This is a genomic window from Maribacter sp. 4G9 (genome assembly GCF_002742265.1).
In the GTDB taxonomy this organism is placed as follows: domain Bacteria; phylum Bacteroidota; class Bacteroidia; order Flavobacteriales; family Flavobacteriaceae; genus Maribacter.
Map to the genome: position 1 here is coordinate 1 of NZ_MDGL01000079.1, position 1,196 is coordinate 1,196.

The following is a 1,196-nucleotide window of genomic DNA, read 5'->3' on the forward strand; positions in this document are numbered from 1 at the left end:
CGCTTATGAAACGATGGTGTGAGGGCATATGCTCTTTTATCGTTGTATAGGCGTATTTCTTTTTCTCCCTTGGGTGGGCTGCCAAGCGTTCGAACTTATGAAATATCTCTACTAGACTATCCGAGTAGATGATCTTGATGCGTTTTCCTATGTGCCGATAGGGCACGCTGTAGTAATGCTTGTCCTTACTAAAGTAAATATGACTGTTCTTATGAACGGTGCCCTTGGCGTATGATTTAATTTCATACCTCTTCAAGGGTAAAGGCTTTAATTCTTGCTTTTCTACTTCCTCGAATAAGGAATACCGAGAATACTCCCTTCCTCTGAAAGACATTTTGTTGTGGCTATACAAGAGCCCTAATATGGTCTTGTTGATCTCTGGTATGCTGTGGAAGGTTTGGTGGCGCAATGGAGCAAAGACCCGTGTGTAAATGATACGTACCGCATTCTCTACTATTGCTTTGTCTCTCGGTTTATAAGCTCTGGTGGGTAGTACTGCTGTTTCATAGTATTCTGAAAAATCGGCAAAGGTTTCATTGACCTTTGGCTCATAACGGCTACTTTTAGTTACTGCTGATCTAAGATTATCGGGAACTAAGGCTTGTGGAACGCCCCCATAGAACCAAAGAGCATTTTCGACACTTCGTATGAAATCTTCTTTCTTTTGGCTAACCGATGCTTCCACATAGGTATATTGACTGCTGCCAAGTACACATACAAACACTTCTAGCTCTTGAAGCTCTCCCGTATCACGATCTACAATGGTGAGTTTCTTGCCCGTATAATCTATGAATAGTTTGTCGCCAGCCTTATGGGTAAGATGCATTACAGGGGACACCTCTTTGGTCCATTCGGTATACCAGTATCTGAATTGTGATAATTTAAAACCGTCGGGGTGCTTTATGTAATACTCTTGCCAAAGTAATTGTTTAGTGACTCCCGTTTTACGAAGCTCTTTATCAAAATAAGGAAAGTACTTCTCTAAGGTCAATAATTGTTCACTTTTAGGCTTCTGGTCTGACCTAAAAAGTTTATGCAGCTCTTCCAAAGTCATTGCAGAGACCTCATAACTGGTAAGTTGATACCGCTTAAAAAAAGCAATGTACTTGGTGATGGTATTACGAGATAGTCCTAGCCTTGAACTTATCTGACGCTTACTTACGCCCTCACAATACAACTTGAAAATCTGTTTTACT

The 1,196-nt window shown here is 40.9% G+C and carries 1 protein-coding gene; it reads right to left on the reverse strand.

The window, feature by feature from the left end:
• A partial coding sequence (istA, locus tag BFP75_RS10195) for an IS21 family transposase (RefSeq protein ID WP_099545268.1) occupies nucleotides 1–1,196 on the reverse strand: 1,196 nt, incomplete at both ends.